The organism is Mycobacterium noviomagense, from assembly GCF_010731635.1.
Lineage (GTDB): Bacteria > Actinomycetota > Actinomycetes > Mycobacteriales > Mycobacteriaceae > Mycobacterium > Mycobacterium noviomagense.
This window is the reverse complement of record NZ_AP022583.1, coordinates 4,296,105-4,317,323: the sequence shown is the minus strand read 5'-3', so window position 1 is coordinate 4,317,323 and position 21,219 is coordinate 4,296,105. Positions and strand designations below refer to the sequence as shown.

19 protein-coding genes are annotated in these 21,219 nt (G+C 66.6%); 10 read left to right on the top strand and 9 right to left on the bottom strand.

What is annotated here, in order from left to right:
* Positions 1-108: 108 nt before the first annotated feature.
* Positions 109-840 carry a hypothetical protein gene (locus G6N15_RS23370; RefSeq protein WP_232070286.1) on the bottom strand — a complete coding sequence of 244 codons (732 nt, stop codon included), beginning with the start codon at positions 838-840 and terminating at the stop codon, positions 109-111.
* Positions 841-1,001: 161 nt separating this feature from the next.
* On the opposite strand from G6N15_RS23370, the gene G6N15_RS20385 reads away from it, so the two are divergent.
* Positions 1,002-1,553 (top strand): CGNR zinc finger domain-containing protein, encoded by a 552-nt coding sequence (locus G6N15_RS20385; protein ID WP_083087279.1) that lies wholly within the window; start codon positions 1,002-1,004, stop codon positions 1,551-1,553.
* Positions 1,554-1,559: 6 nt separating this feature from the next.
* On the opposite strand, the gene fdhD is transcribed toward G6N15_RS20385, so the two are convergent.
* Together fdhD and G6N15_RS20375 are read right to left on the bottom strand one after the other, a co-directional pair.
* A complete protein-coding gene (gene fdhD / locus G6N15_RS20380) occupies positions 1,560-2,399 on the bottom strand; it encodes a formate dehydrogenase accessory sulfurtransferase FdhD (protein WP_083087280.1) in 840 nt (279 codons plus the stop codon).
* Positions 2,387-4,717, bottom strand: coding sequence for an FdhF/YdeP family oxidoreductase (locus G6N15_RS20375; RefSeq protein ID WP_083087281.1), 2,331 nt, complete (start codon positions 4,715-4,717; stop codon positions 2,387-2,389). Before G6N15_RS20375 ends, fdhD begins: the two co-directional genes overlap by 13 nt.
* 127 nt (positions 4,718-4,844) lie before the next feature.
* Here G6N15_RS20375 and lon point away from each other — a divergent pair, with 127 nt between their 5' ends.
* A complete protein-coding gene (lon, locus tag G6N15_RS20370) occupies positions 4,845-7,178 on the top strand; it encodes an endopeptidase La (RefSeq protein ID WP_083087282.1) in 2,334 nt (777 codons plus the stop codon).
* A 148-nt stretch (positions 7,179-7,326) separates the two neighbouring features.
* On the opposite strand, the gene lipQ is transcribed toward lon, so the two are convergent.
* Both lipQ and G6N15_RS20360 read right to left on the bottom strand, forming a co-directional pair.
* Positions 7,327-8,541, bottom strand: coding sequence for an esterase LipQ (lipQ, locus tag G6N15_RS20365; RefSeq protein WP_232070494.1), 1,215 nt, complete (start codon positions 8,539-8,541; stop codon positions 7,327-7,329).
* Between the two features lie 147 nt (positions 8,542-8,688).
* Positions 8,689-9,048, bottom strand: coding sequence for a hypothetical protein (locus tag G6N15_RS20360; protein ID WP_139797798.1), 360 nt, complete (start codon positions 9,046-9,048; stop codon positions 8,689-8,691).
* A gap of 515 nt (positions 9,049-9,563) precedes the next feature.
* Between G6N15_RS20360 and G6N15_RS20355 the strand changes: the two genes are divergently transcribed.
* The 6 genes from G6N15_RS20355 to G6N15_RS20330 all read left to right on the top strand — a co-directional run bounded on the left by G6N15_RS20355 (position 9,564) and on the right by G6N15_RS20330 (position 13,762).
* Positions 9,564-9,944, top strand: a complete 381-nt coding sequence (locus G6N15_RS20355) for a hypothetical protein (RefSeq protein WP_083087285.1) — start codon at positions 9,564-9,566, stop codon at positions 9,942-9,944.
* Between the two features lie 419 nt (positions 9,945-10,363).
* A complete protein-coding gene (locus tag G6N15_RS20350) occupies positions 10,364-10,753 on the top strand; it encodes a nitroreductase family deazaflavin-dependent oxidoreductase (RefSeq protein WP_083087286.1) in 390 nt (129 codons plus the stop codon).
* A 7-nt stretch (positions 10,754-10,760) separates the two neighbouring features.
* Positions 10,761-11,093 carry a TfoX/Sxy family protein gene (locus tag G6N15_RS20345; protein ID WP_083087287.1) on the top strand — a complete coding sequence of 111 codons (333 nt, stop codon included), beginning with the start codon at positions 10,761-10,763 and terminating at the stop codon, positions 11,091-11,093.
* A gap of 43 nt (positions 11,094-11,136) precedes the next feature.
* Positions 11,137-11,772, top strand: a complete 636-nt coding sequence (locus tag G6N15_RS20340) for an HhH-GDP family DNA glycosylase (RefSeq protein WP_083087288.1) — start codon at positions 11,137-11,139, stop codon at positions 11,770-11,772.
* A 7-nt stretch (positions 11,773-11,779) separates the two neighbouring features.
* A complete protein-coding gene (locus tag G6N15_RS20335; RefSeq protein WP_083087289.1) occupies positions 11,780-12,505 on the top strand; it encodes a DUF72 domain-containing protein in 726 nt (241 codons plus the stop codon).
* A gap of 24 nt (positions 12,506-12,529) precedes the next feature.
* A complete protein-coding gene (locus G6N15_RS20330) occupies positions 12,530-13,762 on the top strand; it encodes an NAD(P)/FAD-dependent oxidoreductase (protein ID WP_083087290.1) in 1,233 nt (410 codons plus the stop codon).
* 19 nt (positions 13,763-13,781) lie between these two features.
* Here G6N15_RS20330 and G6N15_RS20325 read toward each other — a convergent pair whose 3' ends face one another.
* Complete coding sequence (locus G6N15_RS20325) at positions 13,782-15,257, bottom strand: acetyl-CoA acetyltransferase (protein WP_139797802.1); 1,476 nt, start codon at positions 15,255-15,257, stop codon at positions 13,782-13,784.
* Between the two features lie 143 nt (positions 15,258-15,400).
* On the opposite strand from G6N15_RS20325, the gene G6N15_RS20320 reads away from it, so the two are divergent.
* A complete protein-coding gene (locus G6N15_RS20320; RefSeq protein ID WP_083087292.1) occupies positions 15,401-17,770 on the top strand; it encodes a phosphoketolase family protein in 2,370 nt (789 codons plus the stop codon).
* A gap of 146 nt (positions 17,771-17,916) precedes the next feature.
* Complete coding sequence (locus G6N15_RS20315; protein WP_179961842.1) at positions 17,917-18,639, top strand: CPBP family intramembrane glutamic endopeptidase; 723 nt, start codon at positions 17,917-17,919, stop codon at positions 18,637-18,639.
* On the opposite strand, the gene G6N15_RS20310 is transcribed toward G6N15_RS20315, so the two are convergent.
* The 3 genes from G6N15_RS20310 to G6N15_RS20300 all read right to left on the bottom strand — a co-directional run bounded on the left by G6N15_RS20310 (position 18,636) and on the right by G6N15_RS20300 (position 21,214).
* Entirely contained in the window at positions 18,636-19,664 is a 1,029-nt protein-coding gene (locus G6N15_RS20310; protein WP_083087294.1) for a zinc-binding alcohol dehydrogenase family protein, read from the bottom strand. The genes G6N15_RS20315 and G6N15_RS20310 overlap by 4 nt on opposite strands.
* 63 nt (positions 19,665-19,727) lie before the next feature.
* On the bottom strand, positions 19,728-19,991 hold the full coding sequence (locus G6N15_RS20305) for a GlsB/YeaQ/YmgE family stress response membrane protein (RefSeq protein WP_083087342.1): 264 nt from the start codon (positions 19,989-19,991) through the stop codon (positions 19,728-19,730).
* Between the two features lie 152 nt (positions 19,992-20,143).
* Positions 20,144-21,214: an alanine and proline-rich secreted protein Apa gene (locus tag G6N15_RS20300; protein ID WP_083087295.1), complete on the bottom strand. Its 1,071-nt coding sequence runs from the start codon at positions 21,212-21,214 to the stop codon at positions 20,144-20,146.
* Between the last annotated feature and the right edge of the window lie 5 nt (positions 21,215-21,219).

The following is a 21,219-nucleotide window of genomic DNA, read 5'->3' as shown; positions in this document are numbered from 1 at the left end:
AAGCACTGCGATCAAATGGGCACTGACCAGTACCCTGGCGATCTCGCCTTCGCCGACCCACGAATGCACATCGACGACTGAGCCCCCGCTTACGGAGCTGGTCATTTCCTAGGCCGGTACCGCGATAAGCCTCGCCGTGCTGTCGACGGCTGGAGCGATGGTGCCGGTCTTGTCCAGCCCGGCCAGATCACGCCAGGAGCGGATCGCCTGGCGGGTGAGCTCGACGACGCGGCCTGCCATCGTCCCTCCGCGTGCCAGTGCGTGGGCGCGCACGGCGTGAGCGGTCACTTCCTCGATGGTGACCCGTAGGTGGCTGTCGACGAGCGCGGTCGACTCGCATGCGGACCGCACGGCATACAGTCCGGGGCCTTGCAGCGACGAGTCGGCCGCGCAGGCGGCGCGTTCGGCGGCGACCCACTCCGCGAACGGCGGCATATGGCCCGACGCAGCAGCTCGGTGCAGTTCGGCGATGTCCACGATCGCTTTGATCGCACTGAGTTTGGCGTACCGAACGACTCCCCAGCTCGGGTTGACCAACAGTTCGGCCAGCCACGCGTGTACGACGCTGCCGGGAGCATCAGCGGTTCCTACTGTCTCCCAAGCAAGATCAAGGGCGAGCACGCTGTTTTCCGGTGACAGATATCCGTCCGGGCCCGCCAGCAGGTCGTTGCAGGACTGGACCAGGACCGCCAGTGGACGGGCCGAGCAGGACGGAAAGTCGGTGATCTGTGCATCGCCGTTGATGTAGGAAATCACGTTCATTGCGCACCCCTTGCCCGATCCGGGCAGATGCGATCCTTTGGCCAACCTCAGCGGATGAGTGATGCGGTCGAGATCCATTGCGGTTGGCTCCTTTCGCCTTCCACTGCCAGATAGACCGGCTGGTTACTTGCTAAGACGGCCGACAGGCGCTTTTCGTTCACACCGCTTGCGGTCTTGGTAGTAACCGTCTTAGACAGTTACAGGTTGCACCCGCGGTTGAAACCTGTCAAGGTGGTTACGTGAAGTTCAGCTTTGTGAGCGGACGCGCCTGCCTTGACTTCGCAGGCACGCTGAAGTTTCGAGAGACTTCAGCGCCCGAAGAGGTGTTGACGCAGCCTGAACTGCTCTCGGAATGGGCCCTTCAGGCGGGATTGATCCATACGGCCATCCACGTCACTGCCGCCGAGCTCGCTGACGCGATCGCACTGCGCGAGGCCATTTATCGGACCGCTACTGCCCGGCTCGAACTCCACCGGCCCAAAGCCGCCGACGTCGACTTGCTCAACGGGCACGCAAGGCAACCCAGGCTGACACCGCGATTGCACCGGAGCGGGTCTGTTCGCCGTGAGGGCACCACGTCGCAACTGCTGGCGACCCTGGCCGCAGACCTACTCGACCTGCTCGCCAGCCCCGACATCGAGAGCGTCAAACGCTGCTCGCACCCCCGCTGCTCACGCCTCTACGTGGACGCGTCTCGAGCGAAGAACCGGCATTGGTGCGGGATGGCCACGTGCGGCAATCGCGCCAAGGTCGAAGCCTTCCGGGCTCGCCAACGCGCCGCCGCCCGCTGATCGGGATCAGGCCCGCGTCACCCGCGAGGAGCAGCGCACCCGGTCCGCGCGGCTGTACACGTTCATCGACGTGCCCCGTAAGAATGCCACCAGTGTCAGCCCCGATTGAGTGGCCAGATCGACTGCCAACGACGACGGCGCCGAAACAGCTGCTAGCACGGGCACGCCGGCCATCACCGTCTTCTGGCTGATCTCGAACGACGCCCGGCCGCTAACCAGCAGCACCGTGGCTGTCAAGGGAATCCGGTCGTTTTCCACGGCCCAGCCGATCACCTTGTCCACGGCGTTGTGACGTCCCACGTCCTCTCGCACCGCCAGCAGCGTGCCGTCCACGGTGAACAGGGCAGCCCCATGCAGGCCACCGGTGCTGGCAAACAGCGCCTGCTCGTCGCGCAGCCGGATAGGCAAGGCCGACAACACTTCTGGGGTGATGGTGGAGGGGTCGTCGCCCGGACAGTAGCGGCTGATCAACTGCACCGCGTCCAGCGATGCCTTGCCGCACACCCCGCACGACGACGTGGTGTAGAAGTTGCGGGTGACGTCTGGCGTCGCGACACCGGGTGCGAGCGACACATCCAGCACGTTGTAGGTGGTGGTTCCGTCTGGGCCGTCGCCGCGGCAATACCGCGCGCTCACGACGTCGTCGCGGTGGGCGATGATTCCCTCGGTCAGCAAAAAGCCTTGCGCCAGTTCGACATCAGAACCCGGCGTGCGCATCGTGACCGCGAGCGGGGTGCCGTTGACGCGAATCTCCAGCGGCTCCTCCACGACCAGCGTCTCGGGGCGGTCGACCGCGTTGTCGGCAGTGACGTGCTGGGCGCGTCGCCGCGCCGTCACCCGGCCCATTGGGCCGGCTCCAACCGGATGACGATCGCCTTGGATACCGGTGTATTCGACTTCACCGCAACATGATCCAGCGCTACCAGTGGATTGGTCTCGGGATAGTAGGCGGCCGCGTTGCCCACGGGCGTCTGGTAGCCCACCACCATGAAGTCCTTCGCCCGCCGCTCCTGCAGCTGTCCGTCCACGCCCATGAACTCGGAAACCAGGTCGACGCGGTCGCCCTCGGTCAGGCCGAACGCCTCCAAGTCGACCGGATTGACGAACACCACCCTGCGGCCGCCTTTGACCCCGCGGTAGCGGTCATCGAGCCCGTAGATCGTGGTGTTGTACTGGTCGTGGCTGCGCAGCGTCTGCAACACCAACCGCCCCGGGGGCACCGGCACCCATTGCAGCGGATTGACGATGAAGTTGGCCTTGCCTGTGCTGGTGGGGAATTCGCGTGCATCCCGGGGCGGATGTGGCAGCTGGAAGCCGTCGGGCCGGCGCACCTTCGTGTTGTAGTCCTCGCAGCCCGGCACCACGTCCGCGATCGCGTCGCGGATGGTGTCGTAGTCGGCGTTGAACGTCTCCCACGGCACTGGGTGGTCCGGCCCGAGCAGCGTGCGGGCCAGCTGACAGACGATGGCCACCTCGCTGCGCACCTGGTCGCTCGGCGGCTGCAGGCTGCCCCGCGACAGATGCACCATTGACATCGAATCTTCAACGGACACCTGCTGTTTCACGCCGTTCTGAATGTCACGGTCGGTGCGGCCCAGTGACGGCAGGATCAGGGCCGTCGCACCGTGGACGACGTGGCTGCGGTTCAGCTTCGTCGAAACCTGGACCGTCAGTGAGCAATTACGCAACGCAGCCTCGGTGACAGCCGTGTCCGGTGTGGCCAGCGCGAAATTGCCGCCCATCCCCATGAACACCTTGGCCCTGCCGTCGCGCATGGCCCTAATTGCATTGACTGTATCGAGGCCATGGTCGCGCGGGCTGACGATCCCGAAGCGGCGGTCCAGCGCCGCCAGGAATGCCTCGGGCATCTGCTCCCAGATGCCCATGGTGCGGTCGCCCTGGACGTTGGAATGTCCGCGCACCGGGCACACCCCGGCCCCCGGCTTGCCGATCATGCCCCGCAGCAGCAGCACGTTGGTGATCTCAGCAATCATCGGCACCGCGTGGCGGTGCTGGGTGAGCCCCATCGCCCAGCACACCACCGTGCGCTGCGATGCGGCCATCATCGCGGCAACCCGCTCCAGCTGCTGACGGTCGACGCCAGTCGCCTCCACCACGGTGTCGAGATCGACTGCGCGGGTATTCGCCTCGTACGCTTCGAAATTCGCGCAGTGCGCGGCGATGAAGTCCCGGTCCACCACGCTGCCCGGCGCCCGGTCGTCGGCCTCCAGCAGCAGCCGACCCAGCCCGGCGAACAGCGCCATGTCGCCGCCGATGCGGATCTGCACGAATTCGTCGGCGATCGGAACGCCATGTCCGAGCAGCCCGTGTACTTTCTGCGGGTCTTTGAACCGGATCAGCCCGGCCTCCGGCAGCGGGTTGACCGCGACGATGCGGGCACCGTTGGCCTTGGCCTTCTCCAGGACCGACAGCATCCGGGGATGGTTGGTGCCCGGATTCTGCCCCGCGATCACGATCAGGTCGGCGTTGGCGACGTCCTCGACGGTCACGGAGCCCTTGCCGATGCCGATCGATTCGCTCAGCGCCGCGCCGGAGGACTCGTGGCACATGTTCGAGCAGTCCGGCAGGTTGTTGGTGCCGAAGCACCGCACCATCAGCTGATAGAGAAACGCGGCCTCGTTGCTGGTTCGCCCCGAGGTGTAGAACACCGCCTGGTTCGGGTCGTCGAGCGCGCGCAGCTCGTCGGCGATCAACTGATAGGCCTGGGGCCAGCTGATCGGGCGGTAGTGGTCGTCGCCCGGACGCAACACCATGGGATGGGTCAGCCGACCCTGCTGCGACAGCCAAAACTCCGGTCGCCCTTCGAGGTCGGCGATCGAGTGCCGCGCGAAGAACTCCGGGGTGACGACGCGCTTGGTGGCCTCCTCGGCGACGGCCTTGGCGCCGTTTTCGCAGAACTCAGCGATTTTGCGGCCACCCGGTTCTTCCGGCCAGGCGCAACCTGGGCAGTCGAACCCCTGACGCTGGTTCAGCCGCAGCAGCGACGCCGCCGTGCGCACCGCGCCCATGGAGGCTAGGCCACGCTGCATGGACACCAACACCGCCTTGAGGCCGGCGGCCTCACGTTCGGGGCCCGTCGTGGCCAGCGCGTGCTCGTCGTAGGTCACGTCGATGTCCCGTTGCCGACGCGTTCGACCCGCCACCTGCGCCTCCTTGCTTGGCCCCGCTCTTCCAGTATGCGGGCCCGGCGTGCCGTAGAGGTCGGCCGTCGCCGGGAACAAACTGGACTCATTCCAGGTTGAGCGCATCAGGCTTAACTTTGGAGGTTTGATGGCTGAAGCCATATCAGTGCCGGTTTTATTTGTCAGCGATCCGATCGTGCTGCCGGGAATGGTTGTGCCGATCGCGCTTGACGACGCCGCGCGGGCGGCGGTCGACGCGGCCCGCGCCAGCGAGTCGGGCAAGCTGCTGATGGCGCCCCGGCTCGACGACCGCTACCCTTCCTACGGGGTGTTGGCGGCGATCCTTCAGGTCGGCCGCATCGCCGGCGGAAATGCCGCGGCGATCGTGCGCGGTGAGCGTCGGGCCCACATCGGCACCGGCAGCAGCGGACCGGGTTCGGCACTGTGGGTCGAGGTGCACGAGGTGGTCGAGCCCGAGCCCACGGAAAAGATCCGCAAGCTGGCCGCCGACTACAAGAAGCTGCTGCTGGCCATGCTGCAACGACGCGAAGCCTGGGAACTGGTCGACATGGTCAACCGGCTGAACGACCCGTCGGCGCTGGCGGACATGGCGGGCTACGCGTCGTATCTGAGCGACGTGCAGAAACGGCAGCTGCTGGAAACCGAAGACGTCGGCGAGCGACTGCAGGTGCTGATCGACTGGACCGGCGAGCACCTGGCCGAGGTCGAGGTCACCGACAAGATCGCCGAAGACGTGCGCGCCGGCGTGGAGAAGCAGCAGAAGGAGTTTCTGCTGCGCCAGCAGCTGGCAGCGATCCGCAAGGAACTGGGCGAAGGTGAGCCCGACGGTTCCGACGACTACCGGGCTCGCATCGAAGCCGCCGATCTGCCGGAGAAGGTGCGCGAGGCCGCGCTGCGCGAGGTCGGCAAGCTCGAGCGTGCCAGCGAGCAGAGCCCGGAGAGCGGCTGGATCCGGACCTGGCTGGACACCGTCTTGGATCTGCCGTGGAACGTGCGCACCGAGGACTCCACGGACCTGAAGGCGGCGCGAGAGATCTTGGACGCCGACCACCACGGTCTGGACGACGTCAAGGACCGCATCGTGGAATACCTCGCGGTGCGGGCGCGTCGCGCCCAGCGCGGGTTGCAGGTCGTCGGCGGTCGCGGCTCGGGTGCGGTGATGGCGCTGGCGGGCCCGCCCGGCGTCGGCAAGACGTCGCTGGGTGAGAGTGTCGCCCGGGCGCTGGGCCGCAAGTTCGTGCGGGTCGCGTTGGGCGGCGTGCGCGACGAGGCCGAGATCCGCGGGCACCGGCGCACCTACGTGGGTGCGCTGCCCGGCCGGATCGTGCGCGCGATCGGCGAGACCAGCTCGATGAATCCCGTTGTGCTGCTTGATGAAATCGACAAGATCGGCTCCGACTTCCGCGGCGATCCCGCCGCGGCGCTGCTGGAGGTGCTCGACCCCGCGCAAAACCACACCTTCCGCGACCACTACCTGGACCTGGATCTGGACCTGTCCGATGTGGTGTTCCTGGCGACCGCCAACGTCGTCGAGAACATCCCGTCGGCACTGCTGGACCGGATGGAGCTGGTGGCTATCGACGGGTACACCGAGGACGACAAGCTGGCGATCGCCCGCGACTTCCTGTTGCCGCGGCAACGCGAGCGGGCGGGTCTGAGCGCCGATGAGGTCAGCGTGACCGAGGCCGCGCTGCGCAAGATCGCCGCCGACTACACGCGCGAGCCGGGTGTGCGGCAGTTCGAGCGGCTGCTGGCCAAGGCGCTGCGCAAGGTGGCGACAAAGCTGGCCGAGGGTAGCGACGCCCCGGTGGTGGTCGACGAGTCGGACCTGGTCGGCTACCTGGGCCGCCCACGGTTCACCTCGGAGTCGGCCGAACGCACGGCGGTGCCTGGCGTGGCGACCGGTCTGGCGGTCACCGGGCTGGGCGGCGATGTGCTCTACATCGAGGCCAGCGCCAACGACGGCGAACCGGGACTGCAGCTGACCGGTCAGCTCGGTGACGTGATGAAGGAGTCCGCGCAGATCGCGCTGTCCTATGTCCGTTCGCACGCCGAGGAATTGGGCGTCGACCCGTCGAAGCTGGACCGGCGCATCCACGTGCACGTGCCGGCGGGCGCGGTGCCCAAGGACGGTCCGTCGGCCGGTGTGACGATGGTGACCGCGTTGGTGTCGATGGCCACCGGACGGCAAGTCCGCGCCGACGTCGGAATGACCGGCGAGGTGACGCTGAACGGGCGCGTGCTGCCGATCGGCGGCGTCAAGCAGAAACTGCTGGCCGCCCAGCGGGCCGGGCTGTCAACGGTGTTTATCCCGGCGCGCAACGAGCCTGACCTCGACGACGTACCCGCTGAAGTGCTCGAGGCGCTGGAGGTCAAGCCGATGACCGACGTCGCCGAAATCGTCGCGCAAGCCCTGGAACCGGCCCGAAAAAAGGCTGAGGTAGCTGCCGCAGCCGCCTAGTTTCTGCCGCGTCGTCGGCGGGATGTCGACAACGTCGAGGAAACCTCGGCATGGCTATGTCCAACTGGGTCGCGGGCCATGCGCTGGCTCACGAAAGACCCTGGAGTGCAGTGGCATTTGAAATTCGGCCGGTCCTCGGCCGGATGAATCAGCCGGCGGGAGCTATCTGGGCGCGCAATCTATCCGCGCGCGAGGCGACATACCGACGGTAGATCACACCAAGGAAAGCCGCGACGGCGTCGGCAACCAGGCGTGAGCGGACAGTAGCGACGATGTCAAAAGCGTGGTGCGCGTTGGGAAGCTCGCCATAGCACACGGTGCGTGTCCCGGCCTCGCGCAGCGCTGCGCAAAAGGCCCGGGCCTGTCTACTGGGAATCACCGAATCGTTCTGGCCGTGCAGCACGAAGAATGGCGGAGCCCCGCTGTGGGCATACGAAATCGGCGACGCCGACTTAAACAGCTCGGGGTTGTCGGCGTAGCGGCGTTGCATGACGAAATGCTCGAGAAACGGCAGCATCGTTGCGTGCATGTTGGTGGCATCGGTGAGGTCGTACACGCCGTAGTACGGCACGGCCGCCTGCACGGTCGTGTCGGCCGCTTCGAAACCCGGCTGGAACCGGGAATGATTCGCGGTGAGCGCGGCCAATGAAGCCAGGTGCCCTCCGGCAGAACCACCGGTGATCGCGATGAAGCCGGGATCACCGCCGTAGTCGGCGATGTTCGCGCGAACCCAGGCGATCGCTCGCTTCACGTCGATGATGTGTGCCGGCCACGCGTTGCGGGGACTCTTGCGGTAATCGATCGACACGCAGATCCAGCCCAGCTCCACCATCCGGCTCATGAGCGGATATGCCTGACCGCGTTTACCGTTGATCACCCACGCGCCGCCTGGGACCTGCACCAGCACCGGTGCCGGACGTTCGCCCGGCTGGGGGTAGCTGGGGTGCCGCCAGATGTCCAGCAGATTGTCGTGACCGGCCGGTCCGTAGGCGATATCCGTTGTCTGCGCGGTGTAGCGGCGGCGGTGCCCGGCCATGTGCAACAGGCCATCCCGGCGGGGACAGCCGTGGTGGTCGCCGAGCGGATGGCAAACCATCTCGCAGTAGTTGGTCCCGAGGCCTTCACCCAGCGCCGCGGTGAGAATTTGTTCCGCCCCCTGCGCCGCCCAGGCGGTCGCCACACGACCTACCGAGAGCGGGGTTATCCCGGACAACGCTTGCCCGGTAAGTACCTGCGGGCCAAACTCCGAAGAAAGCCACCCCGCAAACCAGCCCACCGCGGACGGCGAAGCTCGCAACAGCAGCGCACTGCGCATCGGGTCGGCCGCCAACTGTCCGAGTAGCCGTCGTCCTTCTCGTAGCACTGTCACGTCCGGACGGACGATCGGCGCCTTGCTTGCCCGCGGCGAAGCTAGCGGGCAGGCTCCTGCTCGGCTACGCAATGTTCGCCTCCTCACGCTGCTTGGCCCTTGAGTTGGTGCGAGTCACCAACGAGATGGCCGACTACATCGTTAGGTCGACGACCGTGTCACAACGGGATCAGGGCACGGTATGCCGGCCAGCTTTGCCAGGAATTCCATTTGCCGATCACGGCTGTTGTGCCGTCGATGATCTTCGATCGCCAGCCGGCTCCCAGGCGCGGGCGGCAGGTGATTGCCCCCCGAGTTCGATCCTTGCTTCGAGGGCCCGACATAGGGCTCGTGTGGGAATCGAGCCCACAGCGCCTTGAGCAGACTGTCGACTTCCTCGATGCGGGCGTCGAGCTCCTTGAGCGCCTCGAACGACCGATAGCCACCAGTGTTTCCGCCGGTCCAGCGGGGCATCATGGATTTCGCCAGATTCAGCAGTTCGGTGATCTCGACTCGGAGCATGGCTTCGAAAATCCTTGCCTGGGCCACCTGGGCCGCGTCGGCAGCTGAGGCCACACGGGCCGGTGCGTTCGTCGCTGATCGAATCCGAAAATCGTTGGAGGACTTCGGGGATGACGGGAAGTGATTACGTCGAGGTGACGGCGCGGATCGTTGCCCTCCGCCGATTACACCCCTGAATGGCGAGGTCATCGCCACCGATTCTGAGCGATGCATCACGTGAAGCTCCCTAAGCTGGCAGTCTGCATGGTGGCAGTTTGACTGCGGCGCCTAGCCAAGCGAGGTCGTTGGCGCGGCGCCCATCACAGACACTAGAAACAACCGGAAGTCATGTCAAGATTTGAGCAGAAGAGAATGGAGAGTTCCGGGCTTAGCCTCCGGTATTTCGTACGCTGTCTCCGTCAATAGCCGGTTTTTTCCTGATTGTGGCGGTGGAAACCGGAAAAGTGACTAGAACTTTCCTCGTGATTGCGGCAACATAGTTACCTGTGGCGCATACTCACAGAGGACTCGCCAGGGTGGGCCGCTACGTGGTGAACCGACGTGTCGCGCTGGGTTACAAACACCGCATCAACTTGGCGAATGACCTACCCATAACCGATCGAACGTTAGCCGACATCGAAAACGGCGTCCGCGAAGCCAGCCCGGGAACCTACGCCGTACTGGAAAACAAGCTGGGATGGGGACCCGGCAGCATCGAGGCCATCCGCGCTGGCCGCGAACCGATCGAGCTCACCACGGCATCGCCCACGCCGACTAACCCGTTGAGTTCGGTACCTACCGAGGAGCTGCTACTCGAGTTGCGTCGCCGTATCATCTGGGATCACGTTCGTTTCGACGGTGACGGCAGGGGCTGGGGCGCCCTTGTGCCGCGCGGCGACGGGGGTGAGAACGGCTAGCAAGGCCAGAATTTCCGTCATCGTCAGATCCTCTGGCTCCGTTTGTTGCAACAGCGCGTGCAACTCGTCGAGCAAGGCCCGGCGGTTGTCTTCGCAACATTCTTTGACGTCTTGCGGCAACCGCTCGAGCATGGGATCAAGCATGTAGCCCATGCTCGTCCGGCAGGTATACACGTGCAACGGAAATCCGTGTCTATCCGGTTCTGCAGTGATAATTCACCTAAAGTTCGCCGTCTAGCCCACATGGATTCAGGGCTGACCGGCCACTGCCGAGGACTGCCCGACCAAGTTCATCGTGACGTCCGCGAGCAACCGGTGACTGGCGGCATCGGCGATGGCGCGAGCGGCCCGGCGAATGGGCCTTGCAAGTTCTCGGAGAAAGGGGCCATGGGTCCAGGTCGGTTGTGCACAATCACCGCATGACAGATCGACAAGACCTGAAACGGCGGGTCGTGAGCGCTGGGCAACGTCTGGTCGTCAATCCGGTGGCCAGGCGGCTGCCGCTGACCATGATCGAAACCATCGGCCGCAAGACCGGGCAGCCAAGGCGCACCCCGGTCGGCGGCCGCCTGATCAACAACCAGTTCTGGATCGTGTCCGAGCACGGGGAGCACTCCCAGTACGTCCGCAACATCAAGGCCAACCCCGCGGTGCGGGTGCGGATCAACGGCGACTGGCACACCGGTATCGCGCACTTGCTGCCCGACGACGACCCGATCCAGCGGTTGCGCAACCTGCCGCGGCTCAACAGCGCCGCCGTGCGGGCGATGGGAACCGACCTGCTGACGATTCGCGTGGATTTGGACTGAGGCGTCCATGGCCTACGACACCGAACTTGCCGAGCGGATCCGCGAACTGGTAGACCCGCTACGGGGCGTGGAGGAAAAGCCGATGTTCGGCGGGCTGGCCTTCTTGATCAACGGCAATATGTCCGTGGCCGCCAGCGGTCAGGGCGGGCTGCTGGTGTGGGTGCCGCCGGAAGACGCCGACAAACTGCTCGCCCGGCAGCATGTGAACGCCATGGTCATGCGGGGCCGGGAAGCCCGCGGCTGGCTGCGCGTGGACGCCGACGCCGTGAACACCAAACGTCAGCTGCAGAGCTGGGTTACCCGCGGTACCGATTACGCCCGCAGCCTGCCGCCGAAGTGAGCTGCACGGTTGGTGACCTGGCGCGAGGGGTACGCCGTGGGTTATGGACGAGCGGAAACAGCTGGTGCGCCGGCTGCTGAAGGTCGCCGGCACCACATATGCGGCGGAGGCGGGAGTCCGGCTCAGCGACAAGCCGATGCCGCTGTTTCAGCTTCTGGTGCTGTGCATGCTGGCCAGCAAGCCGATCGACGCGGCGATCGCGATGCGCGCCGGGCGGGAGTTGTTCAAGAAGGGGTTGCGCACACCGAAAGCCGTTCTGGCGGCGGATCGACAGACGATGATCCGCGCGTTCGGCCGCGCCCACTACGTGCGCTACGACGAAAGCTCGGCCACCCGGCTCACCGACATGGCCGAACGACTCCGCGACGAGTACTCGGGGGATCTCCGCGAATTGGCCCGCGCCAGCGACCACGACGTGCGAACGGCCGCCCGACTGCTGAAGAAGTTCAAGGGCATCGGCGACACCGGTGCCGACATCTACCTGCGCGAAATCCAGGACGTGTGGACCTGGGTGCGGCCGTATTTCGACACGCGCGCTACCGGCGCCGCCAAGAAGCTCGGTTTGCCCAGCGATCCAACGGAATTGGGCTCTCTGGCGCCACGTGACAACGCGCGGCTGGCCGCCGCGTTGGTACGGGTATCGCTGGACGACGAACTGCGCCGGCAGGTGACCGGTTGACCCGGCCGTGACCGTGCGGATCGGCACCTCCGGATGGTCCTATGACCACTGGGCCGACGTGCTCTACCCGCCGGGTCTGCCATGCGCACGCCGGCTTGGCCGCTACATCGAAGTATTCGACACCGTCGAGCTCAACGCCAGTTTCTATCGCTGGCCCAAGGATTCGACCTTCGCCGGGTGGCGTGAGCGGTTGCCGGACGGATTCACGATGTCGGTCAAGGCGCATCGCGGACTGACCCACTACCGTCGGCTGGCTGCTCCCGAGCCGTGGATCGAGCGATTCGACCGCTGCTGGAAGGCGCTCGGTGACCGGGCCGGTGTGCTGCTGGTGCAACTGCATCCCGGGCAGCAGCGCGATGACGAGCGCCTCGATTCCTTCCTGGCCAGCGTGCCGACTTCGATACGGGTGGCCCTCGAGCTACGTCACCCGTCGTGGAACGACCCCGCGGTCTACACCCTGCTGGAAAAGCGGCGTGCTGCCTATGTGGTGATGAGCGGCGCCCGGCTAGCGTGCATCCCCAGGGCCACCGCCGATTTCGTCTACGTCCGCATGCACGGCCCCGACCCTGACTCGATGTACTCCGGCTCCTATCCCGACAAGGAGCTGCGACAGTGGGCGAAGCGGATTGCCGACTGGGACGGTGAGGGCCGAGACGTCTGGATGTACTTCAACAACGACCCGCACGGCCACGCCGTGCGCAATGCACTTTTCCTGCGAGGGCTTTTGAGTTGAGCCGGGCCGAGTAGGCTGTAGCCCATGGCCGCACCGCGCACCTTTGCCATTGTCGGAGGCGGGCTTGCCGGGGCGAAAGCAGCAGAAGCATTGCGGGACAAAGGTTTTGATGGTCAAATTGTCTTGTTCTGCGAAGAGCAGTATCTGCCCTATGAGCGCCCGCCGCTGTCCAAGGAGTTTCTGGCCGGCAAGAAGTCGCTGAGCGACTTCACCGTGCACGACGACTCCTGGTACCGCGACCACGAGGTCGACCTGCGGCTGGGTACCCGCGTCTCGTCGCTGGATCCGGCGTCCCACTCCGTCGGGCTGCCCGACGGCAGCACCGTCGGGTGCGACAAGCTGCTGCTGGCCACCGGATCACGCTCGCGGCGCCTGCCGATACCCGGTTCCGATGCTGGCGGTGTGTACTATTTGCGCACGTTCGACGACGGGGCGGCATTGAATTCTGTTTTGGCTGAGGGGTCTTCGCTCGCCGTTGTCGGTGCCGGCTGGATCGGTCTGGAGGTGGCCGCCAGTGCGCGCCAGCGTGGCGTGAACGTCACCGTCGTCGAGACCGCCAAGCAGCCACTGATGGGCGCGCTCGGCGCGGAGGCGGGTGAGGTCTTCGCCACCTTGCATCGTGACCACGGTGTCGACCTTCGGCTGCAGGCGCAGGTGGAAGAGATCTCCACGGCCGGGGGCGCGCCCATCGGGCTGCGGCTGCGCGACGGGTCGACGATCAGCGCCGACGCGGTGCTGGTGGCTGTCGGGGCACAGCCCAACATCGAGTTGGCGGAGCAGTGCGGGCTCGCGATGGGTGAGGGCGGTGTGCTGGTCGATGCGTCCCTGCAGACCAGCGATCCCGACATCTACGCGGTCGGCGACATCGCCGCCGCCGAACATCCGTTGTTCCACACCCGGATCCGCACCGAGCACTGGGCCAATGCGCTCAAACAGCCGGCGGTCGCCGCGGCCGGCATGCTGGGCGAGCCGACCGAATACAGTGAACTGCCCTACTTCTTCACCGATCAGTACGACTTGGGCATGGAGTATGTCGGCCACGCTCCCGACTACCAACGGGTAGTGTTCCGCGGCGACGTCAAGGGCCGCGAGTTCGTCACCTTCTGGCTCGACGGCAGCGGCCGGGTGCTGGCCGGGATGAACGTGAACGTCTGGGATGTGCTCGACGACATCAAGGCCTTGGTCCGGTCCAGGACGCCCATCGACATCGCGAAACTGACCGATCCGCAGGCCGCGTTGGCTGACTTGGTGAGCTGACTCGAGTTCGCGGGCCGCGCTACCGCAGTGTCGCAGTGCCGTCGGCGTGCACGGTCACCTTGGCCCCGGCGATGTCCTCCCGCACTGTCGCTGCCGCTTCGGCCGGGTCGGTGATTAGGGCCAAGCTGCGCGACTCCTCAGGTGTGCGCACCGCCACGAAGGCCTTCTCGGGCTGCCCGTCCCGGTCGAACGGTGTGGTCCACGATTCGATCGTCCCCACGCCTTCCCACTCGACCGCCGCCCGGCAGGTGGGTTCCTGGTCGATCACGGATTGCACGTCTTTCCAACGGAATTCGGTGGTCGGCGGCTCGGTTCCGTACACACCGAAACTGTGCTTGGTCAAGTAGCCGCCGTTGGCGGTGATCAGGCCGCGGCGCCCCGGGTTGGCCACCAGCAGCTCAGCCATGGTGGCGATCGAGTGGGTGACGTAGTTGCTCCACGGGCCGCCGGCGAACGTCAGCCCGCCCGTCACGGTCAGGGGCCGAGCGGGGTCGTCGGCCGGCAGTCCCAGTTCGGCCGCAGCGATCTGGACCGCGGAGGGAAAGCAGGAGTACAGGTCGACATAGTCGATGGCGTCGATGCCCACGCCGGCCAGTTCGAGCGCCCTGGCGCCGGCGATCCGGATGGCCGGTGACCGGTGCAGCTCGGCGCGTTCGGAGATCGCGTAGGTGTCGTGGGCGTCGGTGCCGGCATACGGGTAAACCCAGCGCTCGGCCGGTATTTTCAGCCGGGTCGCCGTCTCGGCGGAGGCGAAGACCAGTGCGGCTCCCTGGTCGACCATATTGTTGGAGTTCATCAGCTTGGTGTAGGGCCAGCTGATCATCCGGTTGTCCGGGCTCGGCTGCCAGATATCTTCGGCGGCAAGCGGTTTGCGGATCCAGGCATGCGAATTGTCGACCGCGACGGCATTGAACCGCGCCCACAGCTCACCGATGCGCCGGCGGTGCTCGGGTATCGGTTCACCGTTGCTGATCCGCAGCGCCTGCTCAAACAACGGATACACATAGGCCGGTCGGTCCAGTCGGATCCGCTCCTCCGCCTGCCCGGCCATCGGCACGTGGTCGTCGGCGCCCTCCGGAATCGGGACCGACTCGTCCTGTTGGGTCCAGACAAGTCTGCGGCCCGCGGCCTTCAGTTGGGTTCTGGTGCGCCAGGTTTCGGCGCCGGCGATCAGCACGAGGCCGGCACGTCCGCGCTGGATGTCCAGGCAGGCCTGATTGACCAGTGACTGGGGCACGTTGCCGCCTACACCGCTGTAGCGGGTCGCGGCGTTGTCGGCGCCGATGCGCGCAGCGAGCACCAGCCCGGGATCGCGGTAGCGCGCCGACAGCAGATTCACCACACGGATGGAGTCGACGGCTTGAAGAACGCGAGGACCGGCCGCCTCGCGCGCCGCGGCGACCATCAAATCGGCCGGTTCGATATCGGGGGTGTCCTCGCGGTGGTTGACCTGGCCGTAGCCGATCAGCACCGGTGTCCGGGGGTCGACGGGCAACTGAACAGCCTTTCGCATTTGGCGCGAGCGTGCGTGTCTGTACGGCGACACGCCGCGACGACCGCGCATCTGTGCGCGCTCGCCGAGAGGTTATCCCACCACTACCGCATGGCGCGTTCACCGACAGTCCGGACAATCGACGGATGACCTCCCAAACCGAGACACCCGCCCGCCTGTCCGACGACGAAGTTGCGCTCATCGACGCCTACTGGCGCGCCGCCAACTACCTGTCCGTCGGCCAGATCTACCTGTTGGACAACCCGCTGCTGGCCGAACCGCTCACACCCGATCACATCAAGCCGCGGCTGCTGGGGCACTGGGGCACCACGCCGGGACTGAACCTGATCTACGCACATCTGAACCGGATCATCCGCAACCGCGACGCCAACCTGATCTACGTCACCGGCCCAGGTCACGGCGGTCCTGGCCTGGTCGCCAACGCCTACCTGGAAGGCACCTACAGCGAGGTGTACACCGGCATCGAGCAGGATGCTGAAGGGCTGCGAAAGCTGTTCCGGCAGTTCTCGTTTCCAGGCGGCATCCCCAGCCACGTGGCCGCACAGACACCCGGCTCCATCCACGAAGGCGGCGAACTCGGCTATGCGTTGGTCCACGCCTACGGCGCGGCGTTCGACAACCCGGATTTGGTGGTGGCGTGTGTGGTCGGCGACGGTGAAGCCGAAACCGGGCCGCTGGCTGCCAGCTGGCACTCAAACAAGTTCCTCAACCCTGTCTGCGACGGCGCGGTGTTGCCGATCCTGCATCTCAACGGCTACAAGATCGCCAACCCGACGGTGCTGGCCCGCCTGCCGCATACCGAGCTGGAGTCGCTGCTGCGCGGCTACGGCTACCGGCCCATCACCGTCGCTGGTGACGAGCCGGTCAACGTGCACCAGCAGCTGGCGGCCGCGCTCGACGAGGCGTTCGACGACCTCGCGGCCATCCAGCGGGCGGCACGCAGCGGCGGAGACACCGGGCGACCGGTGTGGCCGATGATCGTCCTGCGCAGCCCCAAGGGATGGACTGGGCCGAGGACCGTCGACGGCCAGCAGGTCGAGGGCACCTGGCGTTCGCACCAGGTTCCGCTGGCCGAGACACACGACAACCCCGAGCATCGCGCGCAGCTGGAGGAATGGCTGCGCAGCTACCGTCCGGCGGAGCTGTTCGACGCCGACGGCGGGCTGCGGCCCGAACTGCGGGCGCTCGCCCCCATCGGGGAGCGGCGGATGAGCGCCAACCCGCACGCGAACGGTGGCTCGCTGCTGCGCGACTTGGACTTGCCCGACTTCCGCGGCTACGCGGTGGACGTCGCGCAGCCGGCGACCCAAACCCATGAAGCGACCCGCGTGCTCGGCACTTTCCTACGTGACGTGATCGCGCGTAACCCCGACCGGTTCCGGCTGATGGGCCCCGACGAGACGGCGTCCAACCGGCTATCCGCCGTCTACGAGCGCACCGACAAGGTCTGGCTGTCGGAGATCCTCCCGGTCGACGAACACCTCGCCGCCGAGGGCCGCGTCATGGAGGTGCTGTCCGAGCATCTGTGCCAGGGCTGGCTGGAAGGCTATCTGCTGACCGGTCGACACGGGCTGTTCAACTGCTATGAGGCGTTCGTGCACATCGTCGACTCGATGTTCAACCAGCACGCGAAATGGCTGTCGACCAGCCGCGAGCTGCCGTGGCGGCGGCCGATTGCGTCGCTGAACTATCTGCTGACCTCGCATGTGTGGCGCCAGGACCACAACGGCGCGTCGCACCAAGATCCCGGGTTCATCGACCTGGTCGCCAACAAGCGGCCCGAGGTGGTGCGGGTCTACTTGCCGCCGGACGGCAACACGCTGCTGTCGGTCGCCGACCACTGCCTGCGCAGTCGCGACTACGTCAACGTCATCGTCGCCGGCAAGCAGCCCGCACTGGCCTATCTCGACATGGACTCCGCTATCGAGCATTGCACTCGGGGGCTTGGCATTTGGCAGTGGGCCAGCACCGCGACGGGTGAACCGGACGTGGTGCTGGCCTGCGCCGGCGACGTCCCGACGCTGGAGACCCTGGCCGCTGCAGACATCTTGCGCCGGGAACTGCCCGAGCTGGCGGTGCGGGTGATCAATGTAGTCGACATCATGCGGCTGCAGCCGGAGACCGAGCACCCGCATGGCTTGCCGGACAAGGAGTTTGACGCGTTGTTCACTCGCGACAAACCCGTCATCTTCGCCTACCACGGCTACTCGTGGCTGATCCACCGGCTCACCTATCGCCGCACCAATCACGCACACATGCACGTGCGGGGCTACAAGGAGCGCGGCACCACGACGACGCCGTTCGACATGGTGATGCTCAACGACTTGGACCGGTTCCATCTGGTGATGGACGTGATCGACCGCGTCGACGGGCTGGGCACTCGCGCCGCCGTACTGCGGCAGCGCATGGCCGACGCGCGCCTGGCTGCCCGCCGCTACACCCGCGAGCACGGCGAGGATGACCCGCAGATTGCAGGGTGGGCCTGGGGAGGCTGACGGGCTGACGCGAGATTGCGGTGAGGTCTGTACTTCGACGGCCAACCACGACCGTGGCTGCAATCTCGCGGAACAGTCGGGAGGTGCGGCGGGGATAAACTTGCTTAGTGCTCGACGCAACCGCTGCCGCCGGCACCCACCCGCTGTTGTCACAGCTTTCGGCGCTGCACCGCTTCCGCGCCTACGTCGACGTCGCCGTCGTCGTAGTGGTGTTGGCACTGACCAACCTGGTCGCGCATTTCACCACCCGCTGGGCGAGTGTCGCGACCGTTCCCGCCGCGGCCGTCGGACTCGTGATCGTGTTGCGCGCAAACGGACTCGGTTGGTCCGAGCTGGGGCTGGGCCGCGAGCACTGGAAATCCGGGCTCGGGTACGCGCTGGCCGCGGTGGGCGTCGTGGTGTCGGTGATCGGCGTGGGCGCGCTCATACCGGCGACTCGGCCGATGTTCATGAACAATCACTACGCGACGGTCTCCGGCGCGTTGCTTGCGTCGATGGTCATCATCCCGCTGCAGACCGTCATCCCCGAGGAGTTGGCCTTTCGCGGTGTGCTGCACGGGGCGCTGAACCGAGCCTGGGGGTTCCGCGGCGTGGCCGTGGTGGGGTCCTTGCTATTCGGTCTGTGGCATATCGCGACGTCGTTGGGACTGACTAGCAGCAATGTCGGGTTCACCCGGCTGTTCGGCGGCGGACTCGGCGGCATGCTGGCCGGGGTGAGCTTGGCGGTGGTCGTCACCGCGGTCGCGGGGTTCGTGTTCAGTTGGCTGCGCCGACGCAGCGGCAGCTTGATCGCACCGATCGCTCTGCACTGGTCCTGCAACGGGTTAGGCGCCTTGGCCGCCGCCCTGGTCTGGCACCTGTCCACCTAGACGAGCAATACCGCGGCGCCGGCGATGCGGCCGGCGCTGAGGTCCGACAACGCTCGATCCGCTTGTGCGAGTGGATATTCCGGCGTGGTGACCGTGATGTGATGGCGGCCCGCGAAATCGAGGAAGGCGCGCGCGTCGGCGCGGGTGTTGGACGTGACGGAACGGACCTGGCGCTCCTGGAACAGATGGCGCTGGTAGTTGAGCGCGGGAATGTCGCTGAGGTGGATGCCGGCGATCGCCAGCGTGCCGCCGCGATCCAACGCCGCCAGGGCCGGCAGCACCAGATCGCCGACCGGGGCGAACAGAATCGCCGCGTCCAGCGGCACGGGTGGCGGGTCGGCGGCGTCCTGCGCCGACGCGGCGCCCAACGCCAGCGCCAGTTCCCTGGCCGCCGCGCCGCGCGTCATCACATGTACTTCGGCGCCCTGCGCCAGCGCCACCTGCGCCGTGATGTGGGCGCTGCCACCGAAACCGTAGAGGCCGAGCCGACCACCGGGCGGCAGCTCGGCGCGCAGCAGAGCGCGATAGCCGATGATGCCGGCACATAGCAGCGGCGCAAGCTCGCTGTCGCTGTAGCCGCTCGGCAGCGGGTGGGCATAATCGGCTGGCACAGTGGCGAATTCGGCGTAACCGCCGTCGGCGTCCCAGCCTGTGTAGCGCGACTCCGGGCACAAGTTCTCGTTGGCCCGCCGACAGTACTTGCACACCCCGCAGGTGTGACGCAGCCAGGCGATCCCGACCCGGTCCCCCACGGCGAACGTGTCGCCGGCGTCCGGACCGACTCCGATAACCTCCCCCACTACCTCGTGCCCCGGCGTCACGTGCTCGCGGTGCACAGGCAGGTCCCCCTCGGCGACGTGGAGGTCGGTGCGACAGACGCCGCACGCATGCACGGCCACCAGTAGTTCCGACGGCCCGGGACGCGGTAGCCCGGTGGTAACGCGCTCCAACGGGTGGCTTTCCATTGGCCCGGGTCGGCGAACCCGCCAGGCGCTCATTGTCGCTGTGGTGGGCGCTGACGCCATCACTCCATCATCCCGCGACGCGCGGACCACCCGACGAGCCGGCGGCGCAAATGTCAGGCGCCGCTACAAGGTTCGTGTAGGTCGTCGTGATGTGAAGGCCCTATAGATCAGCAACAGGATCACCGCGCCGACCAGTGCACCCAAGAAGGAGTGGTGAATCGGGGGATGAATATCGAATTTATGCGGCGGGAAGACCAGGCTGCCCAGCGTGCCGCCGACCCAGGCTCCGGCGATCCCGAGCAGCACCGTTGCAATCAAACCGATGTGCTGCCTGCCAGGAACGATGAGACGCGCGATCAAGCCAACGATGAGGCCAAGGATGATCATCCAGATGATGTTGTACCAGACCACGACCCGCTCCTTCGTAGTGACGGGTAACGAGACCGCCAAGAGTAGCCCGAAGCACGCCCCGGTACACCCCGGCAGGGTAACGATTTGGCACCGAGTCGGATTGTGTCGCGATGACGGCGCAGTGGCGCTCAGGTGGAGAGCGTCGATCCGGGAGCCGACGCACCGGCGGGAGAGCCGGCCGGTGCCGGCGCATTAGGCGCGGGCGCCGGAGCAGCCGGTGCTGGAGCTCCCGGAGCTGCCGGGGCGGGTGGCGGAGCTCCCGGGGCCGCCGGTGGCGGAGCTGCCGGGGCGGCCGGTGCTGGAGCCCCGGGGGCGGCCGGCGCCGGAGCTGCCGGAGCGGGCGGCGGGGTCCATGAGCGGATCGACTCGGCGAGCGTCTTGGCGGCCGCCTTGTCGACGGGGTCGTTCGCGGTCCCAAGCCACACCACGAACCAGCGCTGGTTCTGTGCACCCTGCGCACCCTGGCGTGCATTCGACGCGGTGGGACCGATGACACCGGTCCAGATCTGGCCGTTCGGTTTGCTGGTGTCGGAGAACTTCACCTCGTAATACGACGCGCTGCCCGACATGCCGTTGGCGCTAAGCGGGGTGCTGTCCTGGTTGATTCGCGTCCCGGGATAGGGCATGAAGAACTCGCCCATGTCCGAGCCGAGCCGGGTCGCGGCCTTGGTGTTGTCGGGTTCGGCACTGGCGTAGAGCTTTTGATCCAACCTGCCCAGCACGATGCGGGTGTCATTGGCGACGGCCGGCGCTTGGCCTGGCGCGGGCGGTGGCCCCGTCTCCTTGCTGAGCAGTGCCGACCCATAGTCGAGGTGGGTGGCGTCCGACTCCACCCAGCCGGCGGGAATGACGTAGCTGAATCCACCCGCGGCGTTGTTGACTCGGCCGGGTTCAGGTGCGTTCGGGTCGGCCACGGGAGGTGGGGCGTTGGGATCGGTTCCCGGCGGCCCTGCGACCGGGTCGGCCGTCGGCGGTGCAGCGTTGGGACCAGCCGGACCCGGTGCGGCATCTGTTGCCGGGTTCGTACCGGCCGGCGGCGGTGCCGCAGCGGTGGTGCTCGGTGGGGCGGGCGCCGGATCGGCGATCGCCGTTGCTGTGGGCACGGTAAGTGAGATGGCGCCGGCACCGGTCATCGCGGCGATCGCCAGCGTCGCCGCGACGCCCCTGCGGCGTGTTTGGTTAGCGTCCCCCTGCTTCATGGCGA

What these genes read in the sequence shown, in the direction of transcription:
- G6N15_RS23370 (WP_232070286.1), bottom strand. Translation starts at nt 840, where the DNA reads ATGGATCTCGACCGCATCACTCATCCGCTGAGGTTGGCCAAAGGATCG.
- fdhD (WP_083087280.1), bottom strand. Translation starts at nt 2,399, where the DNA reads ATGGGCCGGGTGACGGCGCGGCGACGCGCCCAGCACGTCACTGCCGAC.
- lon (WP_083087282.1), top strand. Translation starts at nt 4,845, where the DNA reads ATGGCTGAAGCCATATCAGTGCCGGTTTTATTTGTCAGCGATCCGATC.
- G6N15_RS20360 (WP_139797798.1), bottom strand. Translation starts at nt 9,048, where the DNA reads ATGCTCCGAGTCGAGATCACCGAACTGCTGAATCTGGCGAAATCCATG.
- G6N15_RS20350 (WP_083087286.1), top strand. Translation starts at nt 10,364, where the DNA reads ATGACAGATCGACAAGACCTGAAACGGCGGGTCGTGAGCGCTGGGCAA.
- G6N15_RS20345 (WP_083087287.1), top strand. Translation starts at nt 10,761, where the DNA reads ATGGCCTACGACACCGAACTTGCCGAGCGGATCCGCGAACTGGTAGAC.
- G6N15_RS20340 (WP_083087288.1), top strand. Translation starts at nt 11,137, where the DNA reads ATGGACGAGCGGAAACAGCTGGTGCGCCGGCTGCTGAAGGTCGCCGGC.
- G6N15_RS20330 (WP_083087290.1), top strand. Translation starts at nt 12,530, where the DNA reads ATGGCCGCACCGCGCACCTTTGCCATTGTCGGAGGCGGGCTTGCCGGG.
- G6N15_RS20320 (WP_083087292.1), top strand. Translation starts at nt 15,401, where the DNA reads ATGACCTCCCAAACCGAGACACCCGCCCGCCTGTCCGACGACGAAGTT.
- G6N15_RS20310 (WP_083087294.1), bottom strand. Translation starts at nt 19,664, where the DNA reads ATGGCGTCAGCGCCCACCACAGCGACAATGAGCGCCTGGCGGGTTCGC.
- G6N15_RS20305 (WP_083087342.1), bottom strand. Translation starts at nt 19,991, where the DNA reads ATGATCATCCTTGGCCTCATCGTTGGCTTGATCGCGCGTCTCATCGTT.
- G6N15_RS20300 (WP_083087295.1), bottom strand. Translation starts at nt 21,214, where the DNA reads ATGAAGCAGGGGGACGCTAACCAAACACGCCGCAGGGGCGTCGCGGCG.